The sequence below is a fragment of the Pseudomonas saudiphocaensis genome, from assembly GCF_000756775.1.
GTDB classification, from domain to species: Bacteria; Pseudomonadota; Gammaproteobacteria; order Pseudomonadales; family Pseudomonadaceae; genus Stutzerimonas; species Stutzerimonas saudiphocaensis.
On record NZ_CCSF01000001.1, the window covers coordinates 1,972,083 to 1,987,303 of the forward strand.

Genomic DNA, 15,221 nt, shown 5'->3' on the forward strand with positions numbered 1-15,221 from the left:
TGTCGAGAAGTGGTGCATGCTTTACACCTTCGTCCCTGTTGTACTGCCACGAGTCCTGATTGCCGCTTCAGCCCTGAGCATCATGGCTGCCTGCGCGGCCGACCCGCATTCCCAAGCCAAGCCGAGCACTGGACCGGAGCATGCCGTAGCGGCCCCAGCTACCGCCACCACTGCCTCGGACAGCCAAGCCGAAGTGCCGCACCAGAGTTTCGCCCAGTGGCGCGACGCCTTTCGCGTGGAAGCCCTGCAGGCCGACGTGCCGGCAGAGCTGTTCGATCGTGCCTTTGCGGGCATCGAACCCGACCCTTCCATCATCACTGCCGATCGCAGCCAGCCGGAATTTACCCGCCCGGTCTGGCAATATCTCGAAGGCGCCCTTGCCGCGCAGCGCGTGTCCAGCGGCAGGCGACTGCTGAGTCAGCACGAGGCCACACTCTCAGCCATCGAGGAGCGCTATGGCGTCGACCGCAATACGCTGGTGGCCATCTGGGGTCTGGAAAGCAACTTCGGCAATATCATGGGCGACAAATCGGTGATCCGCTCATTGGCCACCCTGGCCCATGAAGGACGCCGCCCCGGCTTCGCCAAGAGCCAACTACTGGCCGCCCTGGACATACTGGAGCACGGCGACGTTTCGCCCGAGAATCTACGCGGTTCCTGGGCCGGCGCCATGGGCCAGACGCAGTTCATCCCCACCACTTACAACAGCTATGCCGTAGACTTTGACGGCGATGGTCGTCGCGATATCTGGCAGAGCTCCGCCGACGCTCTGGCTTCGGCAGCCAATTACCTTCAATCCTCGGGGTGGAAAGAAGGCCAGCCCTGGGGCTTTGAAGTGGTACTGCCGAAGGGCTTTGATTACGCCCTGGCCGATAGCAGCATTCGTAAACCGCTGGATGAATGGCGACGTCTGGGGCTGCAAGGCCTGCCCGCTGGCGAACAGTCGTGGAACGCCAGCCTGCTGCTGCCCGCCGGCCACCGCGGCCCTGCTTTCCTCGTGCTGGATAATTTCCGCACCATCTTGCGCTACAACAACTCCTCGTCTTATGGGCTGGCCATCGGCCTGCTCTCCGAGCGCTTTGACGGCGCTGGCCAAGTGCGCGGCAGCTGGCCTCTGGGTGAGCAGCCACTGAGCCGCTCCGAGCGGCTGGAGTTGCAAGAGCGTCTGGCTGCGAGAGGCTTCGATCCCGGCACCCCGGACGGCATCATCGGTGCCAATACCCGCAGCGCCATCCGCAGCTTCCAGCAGCAGCTGGGCTGGCCCGCCGACGGCCACCCTACCCAGCAATTGCTTGGGCAACTACGCGCTCGGCCCTAAGCGCACCGGGCACGGCAGCGCAAAACGAAAAAACCGGCAATATGCCGGTTTTTTCATTTTTAGCGACGACCTACAAGAGCATTTCAGCGTTTGATAAGCAGCTCGTAGATGTAGTCAGGCAGTGGATCGATAACGACCTGCTGCCCCTTGTACTGAGCTTGTACGGCGTTGCGGCGGACAACCCCATGCGGTACACGCTGATCGCTACCCAGACGCTGACGCGCCCGGTAGTCAATTACGCAGTCTTGCGCTTCCACCCAAAAATGGGGCGAAGCCACCTTACCGTCCAGCTCTACCTGCCCCATCATCACGCGGTATGGGATTCGTTTCTGGGCCAGACGCGTCACGACCAAACGGCTCGTCGCGTCGCATTCGCCTTGAGTGGCATCCAGATCATCGAGCAGGTTTTGTAACTGGGGATCATTCATTTGTCAGTGGCCCTCTGCTGGCCAAGTTGGTATCGACAGGCGCCACTATAGACCAAAGTCGTATGCGGCAAAATAGCGCAATATTCTTGCCATTTATTTTCATCCGGACCTTTTTTTAATCCGCTTTCCGCCAGACACAAAAAAGCCGCGCTGACTGGGTGTCATACGCGGCTTCTGAAGGCTCAGCTGCTTTTATCAGCTGATCTTATTGCCATGCGCCTGTTGATCCGCATGGTAGGACGAACGAACCAGCGGGCCGGAAGCAATGTTCTTGAAGCCCATTTTCTCCCCTTCTTCGGCAAACCAGGCAAAGGTGTCCGGATGCACAAAGCGCTGTACGGGCAGATGGTTGCGTGAAGGCTGCAGGTACTGGCCGAGGGTGAGCATATCGATATCGTGCTCGCGCATCCGCTGCATGACCTCGATGACTTCCTCATCGGTTTCGCCCAGACCCAGCATCAGCCCGGACTTGGTCGGCACGCCTGGGACGCGCTGCTTGAACTTCTCCAGCAGATCCAGCGACCACTCGAAATCCGAACCGGGGCGGGAGGAGCGATACAGCCGCGGTACGGTTTCCAGGTTGTGATTGAACACATCCGGCGGCTCGGTGGCCGTGATATCCAGTGCGATATCCATGCGTCCGCGATAATCCGGCACCAGGGTTTCCAGCTGGATTCCCGGCGACAACTTGCGGATCTCCCTGAGGCAGTCAGCGAAGTGCTGAGCGCCGCCGTCACGCAGGTCGTCACGGTCTACCGAGGTGATCACCACATACTTCAGGCGCATATCGGCGATGGCCTTGGCCAGGTTCATCGGCTCATCGGCGTCCAGCGGATTTGGCCGCCCGTGGCCCACATCGCAGAAGGGGCAGCGACGGGTGCAGATGTCGCCCATGATCATGAAGGTCGCGGTGCCGCTGGAGAAACACTCGCCCAGGTTCGGGCAGGAGGCTTCCTCACATACGCTGTGCAGCTTGTGCTTGCGCAGGGTCTGCTTGATCTGCTCAACCTCGGGCGAGACGGGAATACGCACGCGAATCCAGTCGGGCTTTTTCGGCATCACGTCGGTGGGGATGATCTTCACCGGAATCCGCGCAACCTTGTCCGCACCGCGCAGCTTGACCCCGGCTTCCACTTTTGCCGGCTTGGCTTGCGTTTCAACTGTACTCATATGCTTTCGATTCCGCCCGTGAGGGTCTTCTGTTCAGCGTAGCCAAGGAGTCCAACGAGTTGCGCAAGCAACCGGTCCTGTACTTCAGCGAAGTCCAACGGCCCGATCAAGTCGCGCAACTGGGTCATTTGCAGCCCTGCATAACCGCAGGGGTTGATGCGTCGAAAGGGTTCCAGATCCATGTCCACATTCAGTGCCAGGCCATGGAACGATCGGCCATTGCGAATACGCAGGCCCAACGAGGCGATCTTGGCGCCCTCGACATACACGCCGGGCGCATCCGGTTTGGCGACGGCGTTGACGCCATAAGTCGCCAGCACCTCGATGATGCTCTGCTCGATGCGGCTCACCAGTTCACGCACTCCGATACCCAGGCGGCGCACATCCAGCAGCAAGTAGCAGACCAGCTGTCCAGGCCCGTGATAAGTCACCTGGCCGCCTCGGTCAGCCTGCACCACAGGGATATCGCCCGGCAACAGCAGATGTTCAGCCTTGCCGGCCTGGCCCTGGGTGAACACCGGCTGGTGCTGCAGTAGCCAGATCTCGTCGTCGGTACCCGGCCCGCGAGTGTTGGTGAAGCGCTGCATGGCCTGCCAGGCAGGCTCGTATTCAATCAGACCGAGGTCGCGCACACCCAGCACGGAGCTGCTCATCTAGAAGCCCCGTCGGCAGGATGCAAATGATGCACTCGGGTCTGCAAAAAGACGGCGCCCATCAGAGCACCATTTGTACGCGCCCGGTTGCCCGCAGATCGACGTGAATCGCCTGCAGCTGCTCGACGCCAGTCGCGGTGATCAACACCTGGACGGAGAGGAAGCGGCCGTTACGGCTATCGCGCGTTACCAGCGTGGTTTCATCGAAGTCAGGAGCGTGGCGGCGTATCACCTCGACCACGGTCTCGCTGAAGCCCTCCCCGGCCTCACCGATCACCTTGATCGGGTATCGCTCGCAGGGGAATTCGATCTTGGGTGCCTGTGTATCGCTTGTCTGTTCGTTCATGTGTGACGGACTCGTGATCCGCAGGCGCGTCCCGGCAGGGTGGCCAGGGCGCGCGCAAGGGTTGTCAGTTGAAGAGGTTGAAGAAGAACAGCCGAATGCTATCCCAAAAGCGGCGGAACAGCCCACCTTCTTCAACCGTTTGCAGAGCGATCAGGTCGCTGCTGTGCAGTACCTCGTCGTTGAGCCTGACCTCGACCTTACCAATCACATCACCCTGCTGGATAGGTGCAATCAGCTCCGGGTTGAAGGTCATGCCGGCTTGCAGCTTTTCCAGCTGACCGCGCGGCAGGGTCAGGGTCAGATCCTTCGCCAGACCAGCACTGACTTTGTCCTCCTGGCCTTTCCAGACGCGAGAGGTAGCCAGCTCGGTACCCTGCTGATAGAAGGTGCGCGTTTCGAAGAAACGGAAACCGTAGGTCAGCAGCTTCTGCGTCTCGGCTGCGCGCGACTGTTCGCTGTTGGTGCCGAAGACCACGCTGATCAGACGCATGCCATCACGCACCGCCGAAGCAACCAGGCAGTAGCCCGCCTCTTCCGTGTGGCCGGTCTTCAAGCCGTCGACCGTCTTGTCGCGCCACAGCAGCAGATTGCGGTTGGGCTGCTTGATGTTGTTCCAGAGAAATTCCTTCTGCGCGTAGATGCCGTAGTGCTCCGGGTCTTCGTAGATGATCGCCCGTGCAAGCTTGGCCATGTCGGCCGCCGAAGAGTAATGATCAGGATGCGGCAGGCCGGTGGAGTTGACGAAGTGGGTATTGGTCATGCCCAACCGCTGCGCAGCGGCATTCATCAAGTCAGCGAAGGCCTCCTCGCTGCCGGCAATGTATTCAGCCATGGCCACACTGGCGTCGTTACCGGACTGGATGATGATGCCGTGCAGCAGGTCATCCACCGAAACCTGGGTATTGACCTGGATGAACATCCGCGAGCCGCCGGTACGCCAGGCCTTCTCGCTGACGGTGACCATGTCGCTTTCCGCGATATTGCCCTTCTGGATTTCCAGAGTGGCGATATAGGCGGTCATCAGTTTGGTCAGGCTGGCTGGCGGCAGACGTTCGTCGCCGGCATTTTCCACCAACACCTTGCCGCTTGCTGCATCCATCAGCACATAGGATTTAGCCGCCAACTGCGGAGCGGAAGGCGTGATCGACTGCTGCGCCAGGGCAACCGGCGCTACCGTCAGCAGAACCAGAAGAAACAGGCGGTGCACAAAGGTGGTGATAGTCATTGGTCTCTCGAAAGTGGGTAGGGGCAAAACAGTATCTTTCTCTGGAGCTAGCTGTAGGTGCATCAGTCTCCCTGCACCCTTCGCGGCTGGCCGAGATTGGCCAGACGCAGGCTTTGCTCGATTTGCTCGGCCTCGGCCGCCGAGGCAATGGGTCCGAGGCGAACCCGGTGCAACACCTGCTCGCGGTGGACCACCGAACTCACGAATACCGGTGCGCCGGTCATGCCGCTGAGCTTGTCGCGCAGCAACTGGGCAGCGTCCGGATTGGCGAATGCGCCGACCTGCAGGAACAGACCGGAGGCGCCAGCGCCACTGCTGTTGCCGACTTCAACCGGTAGCGTAGCACCGGCATGCTGGGTCGGCGGCGGCGTATAGGTCTCGACCGGCTGCGCAAGCGCACTGCTGGTCGGCTTGCCAGCAGCCATCTGCGGCTGCGCCAGGACCATCGGCGGCTGCTGGCCACGGTCGGCCCACCACTGCACGGGGTCGATACCCTCGACCTTGACCCGGGCCGTTCCCGACTCGGCGAAACCCAGCTTCTTCGCGGCAGCAAAGGAGAGGTCGATGATGCGATCCGAGTAGAAGGGGCCACGGTCATTGACCCGCAGCACCACGGTCTTGCCGTTGTCGATATTGGTCACTCGAACGTAACTTGGCAGCGGCAGCGTCTTGTGCGCCGCGCTCATGCCATACAGATCGTATTTTTCACCATTGGCGGTCGGCTGACCGTGAAACTTGGTGCCATACCAGGACGCGGTGCCGGTTTCCCGATAACTGCGCCCATCGGCCATCGGATAATAGGTCTTGCCCAGGACCTTGTAGGGGCTGGCCTTGAACGGACCGAAATGAGGCGTCGGCACCGCATCGGGAATTGCCGAAACATCCACGTCCCACCAAGGCGCACCGTCCTGGCTAGGCCGCGAGTAGTTATCCGGGCCGCTGATGCCCCCGCTCTTCGCCACTGCGGGCGGCGTGGACGGTGGTTTGGAGGAGCAGCCTACCGCCAGCACAATGGCGGCGGTCAACCCCAGCAATCGTAGTGGCAGGCGAGTCATTGCGCCCCCTTGGCTTCAACGAGCATCTCAGCCAGCTGATGCACCGCCATGGCATACATGACGCTGCGATTGTAGCGTGTGATGACATAGAAGTTTGGCAGACCGATCCAGTATTCGTCGCCTTCGGCCCCTTCCAGGCGGAAAGCAGTCACCGCCGTATCGTCGGCGATGGCATCTTCACTGTGCCAGCCCAGCTCACGCAGCTCGGCAGCATTGAGAACAGGCTCAAGCCCCTGGGTAAGCCCGTCGGCATAGCGCTCGCCTTTTACCGTGGCGCGTGCGACGACCGGCTCGCCGGCTCTCCAGCCGTGCTGTTTGAAATAGCTTGCGGCACTGCCGATGGCGTCTACCGGGTTCTTCCAGATATCGATGTGCCCGTCGTCGTCGAAGTCCACTGCATAGGCGCGAAAGCTGCCCGGCATAAACTGCGGGAGCCCCATCGCACCGGCGTAGGAGCCGGTCAACGTCAGTGGATCGACCTGCTCTTCACGGGTCAGCAGCAGAAACTCCTTGAGCTGCTGGCGGAAAAACGGCTGGCGCGGCGGGTAATCGAATCCCAGCGTGGCCAGCGCGTCGATAACCCGGTGGCCGCCGGTGTTGCGGCCATAGAAGGTTTCCACGCCGATGATCGACACGATGATTTCGGCAGGCACGCCAAATTCGCTTTCGGCACGCGCCAGCGCTGCTTCGTTTTCACGCCAGAAATCGACGCCCTGGGCTACGCGCGCATCGGTCAGAAAAATCGGCCGGTATTCCTTCCACGGTTTGACCCGCTCGGCTGGTCGCGAAATGGCATCGAGAATGCCCTGCTTGCGCTCCGCCTGGGCCAGCAGCTCTTCCAGCTGCTCGCTGGCGAAGCCGTAGTCCTGGGTCATTTCGCGCACGAACTCGGCGATTTTCTCGCCCTCGTAATCGGCGGCACTGGCCAGCGGCATGCCGGCCAGCAGCAGACTCAAGCTTCCAGCGCCACAGAGCGCGGCCAGTCGACCTTTAACAGATGATTTCAAGACCTTTACCTAAGCCTGTGCGATCCACTTACGATGGGTGTGGACCGACATCAAAACCCCGAACCCCGCCAGCAGGGTTACCAATGACGTTCCGCCATAACTGATGAAGGGCAGCGGCACCCCTACGACCGGCAGCAGCCCGCTGACCATACCGATATTGATGAACACATAAACGGAAAACGTCATGGTCAGCGCACCGGCAAGCAGCTTGCCGAACAGCGTCTGCGCCTGAACCGTAATGATCAGGCCACGTGCAATCAACAGGAGATACACCAGCAGTAACAAACAGACGCCGACCAGGCCGAACTCTTCGGCCAGAACGGCAATGATAAAGTCCGTATGGCTTTCGGGCAAAAAATCCAGATGTGACTGAGTACCCATCAGCCAGCCCTTGCCAAAGACCCCACCCGAGCCGATCGCGGCCTTGGACTGGATGATGTTCCAGCCGGTTCCCAGCGGGTCGCTCTCCGGGTCAAGAAAGGTCAGAACGCGTTGTTTCTGATAGTTGTGCAGCACGAAATACCACATGCCCACAGCAACCGGGACTAACGCTGCTATCGCGCCGAACACCCAGCGCCAGCGCAGACCAGCCAGGAACAGCACAAAGGCACCGGACACCACCACCTGCAGCGCCGTGCCCAGGTCGGGTTGCTTGAGGATCAGCACAAAGGGCACGAGGATCAGGCACAGGCTCACCGCCGTATGCTTGATGCCCGGCGGCAGTGCGCGGGTGGACAGGTACCAGGCAATGGTCATCGGTGTGATGATCTTGACGATCTCCGATGGCTGGAAGCGAATCACCCCCGGGATATTGATCCAGCGAGTCGCGCCCATTGCCGTGTAACCGAAAAATTCCACTACGAGCAGCAGCGTCATTGCTACCAGGTAACCCAGAGGCACCCAGCGTGCCATGAAACGCGGCTCGAACTGGGCGACCACCACCATAGCCGTCAGGCCGATTCCATAAGAGGTGGCTTGCTTGAGCAGCAGGTCGAGGTTCTTGCCACCAGCCGAATACAGGATGAACAGACTGCCTGTGGCCAGCAGCAACAACAGCAACAGCAGAACGCCATCGATATGCATCCGTTGCAGCAGTGTCGCCCGGCGGCGCATTACATCAGTGTTCGAAATCGTCCGATCGAAAGTCCCGCTCATGGATTGCTCGCCTCGGCGCTAAGTTGAGGCGCGTACTCGGCCTTCAACTGCCCGTGCTCATCGAGCAGCCAGGCGTCCATGACCATTTTGGCCATAGGGGCAGCGACGCCGGAGCCGGACTCACCGTTCTCCACCATCACCGCCACCGCGATCTGCGGATTGTCGACAGGCGCGAAGGCCACGAACAGGGCATGGTCACGATGCCGCTCGTTGAGCGCGTCGCTGTCATAGCGCTCGCCCTGCTTGATCGCCACCACCTGCGCCGTGCCGCTCTTGCCGGCAATGCGATACAGCGACGACTCGCCGACCTTTCTCGCCGTGCCGCGCGAGCCGTGCATCACCTGCTCCATGCCGTTGATGGCCGCGTCCCAGTAACGGGGATTGCGCAGTTCGATATCTGGCAACGGCTGCGGATCGACCGGCAGCTCGCCCTCAAAATGACGCGCCAGGTGCGGCCGAATCCACTTGCCCTTGGTGGCCATCAGCGCCGTCGCCTGGGCGAGCTGCAGAGGCGTGGTCTGCATGTAGCCCTGGCCGATGCCGAGGATCACCGTTTCGCCCGGATACCAGGCCTGGCGATAGCGTGCGCGCTTCCAGTCACGCGACGGCATCAGGCCGGCGGTTTCCTCGAACATGTCCAGCGACACCCGCTGACCGATGCCGAAGCGGGTCATGTAGTCATGCATCCGGTCGATGCCCATCTTGTGGGCCATGTCGTAAAAGTAGGTGTCATTGGAACGGGCAATGGCCAGCTCCAGATCCACCCAGCCATCGCCACCGCGGTTCCAGTTGCGATACTTGTGCTTGACGTTGGGCAATTGAAAGAAGCCAGGGTCGAACACCTTGCTCGTCTCGGTGATTACCCCGGTATCCAGGCCAGCTACCGCCATCATTGGCTTGATGGTCGAGCCCGGCGGGTACAAGCCGCGCAGCACACGGTTGAACAGCGGGCGATCGATGGAATCGCGCAATTCCCCATAGGCCTTGAAGCTGATGCCGGTGACGAACAGGTTGGGGTTGAAGCTGGGCTGGCTGACCATCGCCAGCACCTCACCGGTAGCCGGCTGCAGGGCCACGACCGCGCCGCGACGCCCGCCGAGCGCGGCCTCGGCAGCTTCCTGCAGATCAAGGTCGAGGGTCAGTGTCAGGTCCTTGCCGGGAATCGGATCGGTGCGTTTGAGCACCCGCAGCACCCGACCACGGGCGTTGGTCTCGACCTCCTCGTAGCCGACCCGACCGTGCAGTACGTCCTCGTAGAACTTCTCCACTCCAGTCTTGCCGATGTGGTGCGTGCCACTGTAATTGACCGAGTCGAGCTGCTTGAGCTCCTGTTCGTTGATGCGTCCGACATAGCCGACCGAATGGGCGAAATGCTCACCCTGCGGATAGTGGCGTACCAGTTGCGCCGCCACTTCGATGCCGGGCAGTCGGAACTGATCGACCGCAATCCGGGCGATCTGCTCCTCGGACAGCTCATACATGATGGGTACCGGCTCGAAGGGTCGCCGCCCCTGCAGCACGCGTTTTTCGAACAGCTCGCGGTCTTCAGGGGTCAGCTGCAGCACCTCGACCACGGTATCCAGAGTCTGACGCCAATCGCCGGCACGCTCGCGGGTCACGGTCAGGCTGAAGCTCGGCCGGTTGTCCGCGATGATGCGGCCATCGCGGTCAAAGATCAGCCCGCGGTTGGGAGGGATCGGCTGCACATGAACGCGGTTGTTCTCCGACAGCGTCGAATGGTGCTCATACTGCACCACCTGCAGGTAGTACATCCGCGCAATAAGCACCCCGACCATCGCCAGCACAATCGCAACACCCACGAAGACCCGCCGACGCACCAGCTGGGCATCCTTTTCATGGTCTTTCAGGGTTATTGGCTGGGACATCCGGGGCTTTTACTGACTTCACTTGTGATAAGGGTGCCCTGACAGCAATGTCCAGGCACGATAAATCTGCTCACCGACGAGAATACGCACCAGTGGATGCGGCAGGGTCAGGGGTGACAATGACCAACGCTGCTCGCTGCGCGCGCATACCTCTGGCGCCAACCCTTCCGGGCCGCCCACCATCAGGTTGACGTTGCGTGCGTCGAGCCGCCAGCGCTCCAGCTCGGCGGCCAGTTGTTCGGTACTCCAGGGCCGCCCCGTCACTTCGAGGGTGACGATACGTTCACCTGGCTGAACCCTGGCCAGCATGGCCTCGCCTTCCTGGCGAATCAACCGTGCCACGTCGGCATTCTTGCCACGGGTGTTGAGTGGTATTTCATGCAGTTCCAACGGCAGCTCGGACGGCAGGCGGCGGGCATATTCGTGCCAGCCGTCCTCGACCCAGCGTGGCATCTTCGAACCCACCGCGATCAGCTTGATCCGCACGGTTCGATTATTCCTGTTCGCCCGCGTGCTGTGCGCGGCTCTGCTCCGCACCCTGCCAGAGGCGTTCAAGGTCATAGAACTGGCGCGTCGGCACCTGCATCACATGCACCACCACATCGCCCAGATCGAGCAGCGCCCACTCGCCGCCTTCCAGGCCTTCGCTGCCCAGCGGGCGCACGCCCTGCTCCTTGACCTTCTCCAGCACGTTGTCGGCCAGCGCCTTCACATGGCGACTGGAAGTACCGCTGGCGATCACCATGAAATCGGTGACGCTGGTCTTGCCGCGCACATCGATGGTGGTGATATCGGTGCCTTTCAGATCTTCCAGGGCGTTTACCACCAGCTGGACCAAAGCTTCATTCTGCATAAGTTGCAACAACCTCAGTTCGACGCCCGGTAAAGTCCGTGCGCGTTGATATAAGCCAGTACGGCATCGGGCACCAGAAAACGCACCGAACGACCACTGGCCAGAAATTGACGGATTCGCGTGGCCGACACCCCGAGAGGTGCCTGCCAGACGAAGGCGATCTGCCCGCCGCTGCCGGTCAAGGCCAGCGGATCGTTGACGCTGCGTGCCGCCTGCAGATCGCGCAGCTCCTCGGGCGCCTCGCTATCGGCGTCCGGACGCTGCATCACCAGAATATGGCAGTGATCGAGCAGCTCGCTCCAGCGATACCAGCTGGGCAGACCGCAGAAGGCATCCCAGCCGACGATCAGAAACAACTGGTCGTCCGCATCCAGCTCGGCACGTACGGACTCCAGTGTGTCGATGGTGTAGGACGGTTTGTCACGCTCCAGCTCGCGCGCATCGACTACCAGCAACGGCAAGCCTTCCACCGCCAGGCGCACCATGGCCAGGCGATCCTGCGCCGAGCAGCTGGGCGTCTCGCGATGCGGCGGGCGGAAGTTGGGCAGCAGGCGAACCTCATCCAGCCCAAGGTATTCGGCCACCTCCAGCGCACCTCGCAAATGGCCGATATGCACGGGGTCGAAGGTGCCCCCGAGCAGACCGATGCGCCGTGGTGTACGAGTCGAATCCATCAAGTACGCACGTGACCGTCGCCGAAGACCAGGTACTTCTCGCTGGTCAGGCCTTCCAGCCCAACCGGGCCGCGCGCGTGCAGTTTGTCGGTGGAAATGCCGATCTCGGCACCCAGGCCGTACTCGAAGCCATCGGCGAAGCGGGTAGAAGCATTGATCATCACCGACGCCGAGTCCACTTCAGTGATGAAGCGGCGGGCGTCGCTGAAGTTCTCGCTGACGATGGCATCGGTATGCTGCGAACCGTAACGGTTAATGTGTTCGATGGCCTCATCCAGCGAGTCGACCACGCGGATCGAGAGGATCGGCGCGTTGTATTCGGTGCCCCAGTCTTCTTCTGTGGCAACCAGCACCTCTGCACCCAGCAGCTCGCGGGTGCGCGGACAGCCGCGCAGCTCCACACCCTTGTCACGGTAGATGGCAGCCAGCGGCGGCAGCACGCGTGGCGCGATGTCAGCGTGTACCAGCAGCGTCTCCATGGCATTGCAGGGCGCGTAGCGCTGGGTCTTGGCGTTGTCGGCGACACGGATGGCCTTGTCCAGATCGGCGGCCACGTCGATGTAGACATGGCAGATGCCATCCAGGTGCTTGATCACCGGCACGGTGGCATCGCGGCTGATGCGCTCGATCAGGCCCTTGCCGCCGCGCGGGACGATGACATCGACAAATTCGGGCATGCTGATCAGCGCCCCTACGGCGGCACGATCAGTGGTTTCGACTACCTGCACGGCAGCGGCTGGCAGTTCGGCCTCGGCCAGGCCCAGCTGGATGCAGCGGGCAATCGCCTGGTTCGAGTGGATCGCCTCGGAGCCGCCGCGCAGGATGGTGGCGTTGCCCGACTTCAGGCAAAGGCTGGCGGCGTCGATGGTCACGTTGGGACGCGATTCGTAGATGATCCCAACCACGCCCAGCGGTACCCGCATGCGGCCGACCTGGATGCCGGAAGGCAGATAGCGCATGTCGCGGATCTCGCCGATCGGGTCCGGCAGGGTCGCGACCTGGCGCAAGCCTTCGATCATATCGTCGATACGCGCCGGGGTCAGTGCTAGGCGGTCGAGCATGGCCTCATCGAGGCCGTTGACACGGCCGGCATCGAGATCCAGCTGGTTGGCGGCAAGCAGTTCGTCGCGTGCTGCATCCAGCGCAGCAGCCGCCGCATGCAGCGCGCGGTTCTTCTGCGCGGTAGAGGCACGCGCAAGCACGCGTGACGCCTCACGCGCGGCGCGGCCGAGGCGGGTCATGTAGTCCTGTACGGGCTCGGTCATGGTCTGGCTGGCCTGAAGTGAAGAGAAAGCGACAGATTATAGCCTTCCCGCGCAGCCTACGCACAGCGAAGCGCTCGAACGGCGCGGTCTCCCGTCCGCGAGACAACTAGCGTTATCATCCCGCGCCCTCGAAACCACTGCAGGTTCGCACGGGTCGAAAGCCTCCCGATCCAAGGAAAACCCTCATGCCCGAATGGCTTGCCCCGCTGGCCCGTTGGCTGGCCGATTATCCACAGTGGCTGGGCCTGATCCTGTTCGTGGCAGCCTGCCTGGAATGCCTGGCGGTGGTTGGCCTGCTGATTCCCGGCACCGTGGTTCTATTTGCCCTGGCCGCGCTGGCCGGCAGCGGCATCCTGACGCTGGGTGAAACGCTGCTGCTGGGCTTTGTCGGCGGACTGCTGGGAGATCTGCTGTCTTACGCACTGGGCCGCCGCTATCACCAGAACATTCGCCGGCTGCGCGGCTTGCGCAACCATCCCGAGTGGCTCGCCGGGGCAGAGCTGTATGTAGCTCGCTACGGTGTCGCTAGCCTGCTGGTGGGCCGCTTTATCGGGCCCCTGCGGCCCATGCTGCCGCTCACCGCGGGCATGCTGGATATGCCGTTCGGTCGTTTCCTGCTGGTCAGCCTGGTGGCAACCGCAGGCTGGTCGATGGCCTATCTGCTTCCGGGCTGGACCGCTGGCGCTGCCGTTCGCCTGCCGTTGCCGGACGGCTTCTGGGGCGAAGCGGGGATCGTTCTCGCTGCGCTATTGCTACTGGCTGTGGGCGTAACCCACTACAGCCTGCGCCAGCAGCGCTGGGTCAGCCCGGCGGCAGCCCTAATGGGCGCGCTGATCCTGCTGGGGCTGATATTCGGCTGGCCAAATCTGGTTGAGTTCGATGAAGGTCTGATGACGGTAGTCCAGGGTGAGCGCAGCCCGCCCTTCGACCGCTTTATGGTGATCGTCACCCGTACAGGGGACTACCACACCCAACTCTGGGCTGCGGTGCTGCTGTGCCTGCTGCTGATGGCCGTCAGGCAATGGCGCGCGGCGGCATTTGCCATTCTCACCCTGCTGGGCACCGCCGTGGCCAATGGCGCGCTGAAGGCCGCATTCGCCCGACTGCGCCCGGACATACTGGCGCAACCGCTGGAGACCTTCAGCTTCCCCAGCGGCCATAGCTCAGCGGCCTTCGCCCTGTTCCTGACCCTCGGCGTGCTGGCCGGTCGTGAGCAACCGCCCCGGCTGCGCCTGACCTGGGTGCTGCTGGCAACCCTGCCGGCAACCGCAATCGCCCTGTCGCGGGTCTATCTCGGCGTGCACTGGCCAACCGACGTGATCGCCGGCGCGCTATTGGCAGCGACAATCTGTGCGGCCAGCCTGAGCATCGCGCAGTGGCGAACACCGCTGTACGCGCTGTCTCCGAAGATCTGGTGGCTGATACTGCCGGCCACGCTGGGGCTGATCGGCCTGCTTACGCTCTGGGGACTGCCGGAAGGTATGCGCCTGTATCGCTATTGATCCCCTACTGCGCACTATCACCCTGCAACTGTTCAAGCCACAGCTGAATGTTCTCCAGCTGGCGCGACGGGTCATCCAGGCGCAGCAGTTCCAGCTTCTGCTCCGGCTGGAACGGCAGCAGATAAGCCAGCTGATGCGCCAGGGAGCGCTGCCCCCTTGCCGCGCCACCCATACCCAGAGCCTCGATCATCGGATGCTGACCGAGGGCCTCGCGCAAGGTGGCCAGCTCGGCATGTTGTTCGGTAAGCGGCAACTCTTCCGGCTCGTCGCGCCAGTCGACCTCGGCCAGCGTCAGCTGGTCAGGCTGCACCTCGCTCACCCCCACATCGAAACGCCGGCCACCCTCCACGCGAATCCCCAACAGGCCATTGGGACGCTGCTGCCAGTCGCGAATCAGTGCCTCGCAGCCGGTCCGGGCGAACAGCTTTGCCGCAGTGCCGACCTCACTGCCCTCGATGATGTGCACCACGCCGAAGCCATGCCCGGCCTTCAGGCAGCGGCTGATCATATCCAGATAACGCGCCTCGAAAATTTGCAGGTCGAGCATGCATCCGGGGAACAGCACGGTATCGAGGGGGAACAGCGGCAACTTCATCAGAACTCCTTACAGATCAGGGCAAGTCACCTGCACTGGCAGCGCTTCTTTTTAAACGACTCAATCCACGGCGGCGCCCCGAAGGGTTG

At 62.1% G+C, this 15,221-nt stretch carries 16 protein-coding genes; 2 read left to right on the forward strand and 14 right to left on the reverse strand.

The window, feature by feature from the left end; translation table 11 throughout:
* Positions 1-16: 16 nt before the first annotated feature.
* Positions 17-1,318, forward strand: a complete 1,302-nt coding sequence (locus tag BN1079_RS09210; RefSeq protein ID WP_037023851.1) for a lytic murein transglycosylase — start codon at positions 17-19, stop codon at positions 1,316-1,318.
* Between the two features lie 83 nt (positions 1,319-1,401).
* Here the strand turns inward: BN1079_RS09210 and BN1079_RS17350 are convergent, their stop codons facing one another.
* From BN1079_RS17350 to BN1079_RS09275, 13 genes are all read right to left on the reverse strand, one after another.
* Positions 1,402-1,746, reverse strand: a complete 345-nt coding sequence (locus tag BN1079_RS17350) for a hypothetical protein (RefSeq protein WP_074436832.1) — start codon at positions 1,744-1,746, stop codon at positions 1,402-1,404.
* Between the two features lie 195 nt (positions 1,747-1,941).
* Positions 1,942-2,916 (reverse strand): lipoyl synthase, encoded by a 975-nt coding sequence (lipA, locus tag BN1079_RS09220; RefSeq protein WP_037023853.1) that lies wholly within the window; start codon positions 2,914-2,916, stop codon positions 1,942-1,944.
* The gene (gene lipB / locus BN1079_RS09225) at positions 2,913-3,569 is read right to left on the reverse strand and encodes a lipoyl(octanoyl) transferase LipB (protein WP_037023854.1); all 657 of its coding nucleotides are present in this window, start codon (positions 3,567-3,569) and stop codon (positions 2,913-2,915) included. The genes lipA and lipB overlap by 4 nt, the downstream gene beginning before the upstream one ends.
* 61 nt (positions 3,570-3,630) lie before the next feature.
* Positions 3,631-3,915 (reverse strand): DUF493 domain-containing protein, encoded by a 285-nt coding sequence (locus BN1079_RS09230; protein WP_037023857.1) that lies wholly within the window; start codon positions 3,913-3,915, stop codon positions 3,631-3,633.
* A gap of 64 nt (positions 3,916-3,979) precedes the next feature.
* The gene (locus tag BN1079_RS09235) at positions 3,980-5,140 is read right to left on the reverse strand and encodes a D-alanyl-D-alanine carboxypeptidase family protein (RefSeq protein ID WP_037023860.1); all 1,161 of its coding nucleotides are present in this window, start codon (positions 5,138-5,140) and stop codon (positions 3,980-3,982) included.
* Positions 5,141-5,202: 62 nt separating this feature from the next.
* Positions 5,203-6,195 (reverse strand): septal ring lytic transglycosylase RlpA family protein, encoded by a 993-nt coding sequence (locus BN1079_RS09240; protein ID WP_037023862.1) that lies wholly within the window; start codon positions 6,193-6,195, stop codon positions 5,203-5,205.
* Positions 6,192-7,130, reverse strand: a complete 939-nt coding sequence (gene mltB, locus BN1079_RS09245) for a lytic murein transglycosylase B (RefSeq protein WP_052114526.1) — start codon at positions 7,128-7,130, stop codon at positions 6,192-6,194. Before mltB ends, BN1079_RS09240 begins: the two co-directional genes overlap by 4 nt.
* 81 nt (positions 7,131-7,211) lie before the next feature.
* A complete protein-coding gene (gene rodA, locus BN1079_RS09250; RefSeq protein ID WP_171819329.1) occupies positions 7,212-8,315 on the reverse strand; it encodes a rod shape-determining protein RodA in 1,104 nt (367 codons plus the stop codon).
* A gap of 38 nt (positions 8,316-8,353) precedes the next feature.
* On the reverse strand, positions 8,354-10,243 hold the full coding sequence (mrdA, locus tag BN1079_RS09255) for a penicillin-binding protein 2 (protein WP_037023866.1): 1,890 nt from the start codon (positions 10,241-10,243) through the stop codon (positions 8,354-8,356).
* Between the two features lie 18 nt (positions 10,244-10,261).
* Positions 10,262-10,729 (reverse strand): 23S rRNA (pseudouridine(1915)-N(3))-methyltransferase RlmH, encoded by a 468-nt coding sequence (rlmH, locus tag BN1079_RS09260; protein ID WP_037023868.1) that lies wholly within the window; start codon positions 10,727-10,729, stop codon positions 10,262-10,264.
* A gap of 7 nt (positions 10,730-10,736) precedes the next feature.
* Complete coding sequence (gene rsfS, locus BN1079_RS09265) at positions 10,737-11,096, reverse strand: ribosome silencing factor (protein ID WP_037023869.1); 360 nt, start codon at positions 11,094-11,096, stop codon at positions 10,737-10,739.
* Positions 11,097-11,110: 14 nt separating this feature from the next.
* Complete coding sequence (gene nadD / locus BN1079_RS09270) at positions 11,111-11,770, reverse strand: nicotinate-nucleotide adenylyltransferase (protein WP_037023870.1); 660 nt, start codon at positions 11,768-11,770, stop codon at positions 11,111-11,113.
* Entirely contained in the window at positions 11,770-13,035 is a 1,266-nt protein-coding gene (locus BN1079_RS09275; RefSeq protein ID WP_037023871.1) for a glutamate-5-semialdehyde dehydrogenase, read from the reverse strand. Before BN1079_RS09275 ends, nadD begins: the two co-directional genes overlap by 1 nt.
* A 185-nt stretch (positions 13,036-13,220) precedes the next feature.
* On the opposite strand from BN1079_RS09275, the gene BN1079_RS09280 reads away from it, so the two are divergent.
* Positions 13,221-14,537 carry a bifunctional DedA family/phosphatase PAP2 family protein gene (locus tag BN1079_RS09280; RefSeq protein ID WP_037023872.1) on the forward strand — a complete coding sequence of 439 codons (1,317 nt, stop codon included), beginning with the start codon at positions 13,221-13,223 and terminating at the stop codon, positions 14,535-14,537.
* A gap of 4 nt (positions 14,538-14,541) precedes the next feature.
* On the opposite strand, the gene BN1079_RS09285 is transcribed toward BN1079_RS09280, so the two are convergent.
* A complete protein-coding gene (locus tag BN1079_RS09285; RefSeq protein WP_037023873.1) occupies positions 14,542-15,132 on the reverse strand; it encodes an LON peptidase substrate-binding domain-containing protein in 591 nt (196 codons plus the stop codon).
* Positions 15,133-15,221 lie beyond the last annotated feature (89 nt).

Coding starts and splice junctions, on each gene's coding strand:
- BN1079_RS09210 (WP_037023851.1), top strand. CDS start 17: ATGCTTTACACCTTCGTCCCTGTTGTACTGCCACGAGTCCTGATTGCC.
- BN1079_RS17350 (WP_074436832.1), bottom strand. CDS start 1,746: ATGAATGATCCCCAGTTACAAAACCTGCTCGATGATCTGGATGCCACT.
- lipA (WP_037023853.1), bottom strand. CDS start 2,916: ATGAGTACAGTTGAAACGCAAGCCAAGCCGGCAAAAGTGGAAGCCGGG.
- lipB (WP_037023854.1), bottom strand. CDS start 3,569: ATGAGCAGCTCCGTGCTGGGTGTGCGCGACCTCGGTCTGATTGAATAC.
- BN1079_RS09230 (WP_037023857.1), bottom strand. CDS start 3,915: ATGAACGAACAGACAAGCGATACACAGGCACCCAAGATCGAATTCCCC.
- BN1079_RS09235 (WP_037023860.1), bottom strand. CDS start 5,140: ATGACTATCACCACCTTTGTGCACCGCCTGTTTCTTCTGGTTCTGCTG.
- BN1079_RS09240 (WP_037023862.1), bottom strand. CDS start 6,195: ATGACTCGCCTGCCACTACGATTGCTGGGGTTGACCGCCGCCATTGTG.
- mltB (WP_052114526.1), bottom strand. CDS start 7,130: ATGCCGCTGGCCAGTGCCGCCGATTACGAGGGCGAGAAAATCGCCGAG.
- rodA (WP_171819329.1), bottom strand. CDS start 8,315: ATGCGCCGCCGGGCGACACTGCTGCAACGGATGCATATCGATGGCGTT.
- mrdA (WP_037023866.1), bottom strand. CDS start 10,243: ATGTCCCAGCCAATAACCCTGAAAGACCATGAAAAGGATGCCCAGCTG.
- rsfS (WP_037023869.1), bottom strand. CDS start 11,096: ATGCAGAATGAAGCTTTGGTCCAGCTGGTGGTAAACGCCCTGGAAGAT.
- nadD (WP_037023870.1), bottom strand. CDS start 11,770: ATGGATTCGACTCGTACACCACGGCGCATCGGTCTGCTCGGGGGCACC.
- BN1079_RS09275 (WP_037023871.1), bottom strand. CDS start 13,035: ATGACCGAGCCCGTACAGGACTACATGACCCGCCTCGGCCGCGCCGCG.
- BN1079_RS09280 (WP_037023872.1), top strand. CDS start 13,221: ATGCCCGAATGGCTTGCCCCGCTGGCCCGTTGGCTGGCCGATTATCCA.
- BN1079_RS09285 (WP_037023873.1), bottom strand. CDS start 15,132: ATGAAGTTGCCGCTGTTCCCCCTCGATACCGTGCTGTTCCCCGGATGC.